The organism is Pseudoalteromonas sp. S1612 (assembly GCF_005887175.1).
Classification (GTDB): Bacteria; Pseudomonadota; Gammaproteobacteria; order Enterobacterales; family Alteromonadaceae; genus Pseudoalteromonas; species Pseudoalteromonas undina.
In genome coordinates, this window is record NZ_PNDH01000100.1 from 1 (window position 1) to 552 (window position 552).

2 protein-coding genes are annotated in these 552 nt (G+C 35.1%); both read right to left on the minus strand.

Annotation, left to right across the window (positions count from 1 at the left end):
• A partial coding sequence (locus CWB78_RS18895) for a hypothetical protein (RefSeq protein ID WP_212750865.1) occupies window positions 1–183 on the minus strand: 183 nt, incomplete at its 3' end.
• Window positions 183–552 (minus strand): hypothetical protein (locus tag CWB78_RS18265; RefSeq protein ID WP_138596827.1); only part of this gene is annotated, 370 nt, incomplete at its 5' end. The genes CWB78_RS18895 and CWB78_RS18265, both read right to left, overlap by 1 nt.

Below are 552 nucleotides of genomic sequence, written 5' to 3' on the forward strand. Positions count from 1 at the left end.
CTGATTTAGTTGTGCAGAACAGCCATCATCTAAAAAAAGTAACCGAAACTCAGAGTAAAATGTAGTTGTTACTAGATAGATTCCCCCTAAAATCAAAAAAAACAGGAATATCTTAGAAAGCCTCTCCTTGTTTCGTGCCTCTTGGAAATTCAACTCCAAAGGCTTCCACTCTAAAAGTTTCATTATTTGTAAGTCTTAGTAAAGTTTAAAGTTGGCACACCAAAAATTCCCTTTATAAAATCGACTGGACTATCTTTATAGTCTTTCTCTAATTTTTGTATTTGATTTCTAATTCTAACCTTACCTGCTTGAATGTTTTCTTCACAAATATGCAAATGTTGGGTTAAGTAATCGACATAAACAGTTGTATCACGAAAAACCCACGCAAATAAAAAACCAACAGCAACAATAATTATCAATGGAGCTATTGCAGAACCAGCAATCAATGAACCTCCTAATGCAATTACTCCTGAACTAATTCCAATAGCAACCCCAACTCCAGCAACTCCAGCAACTCCAGCAACTCCAGCAACTAAGTCATACCATGTTTTT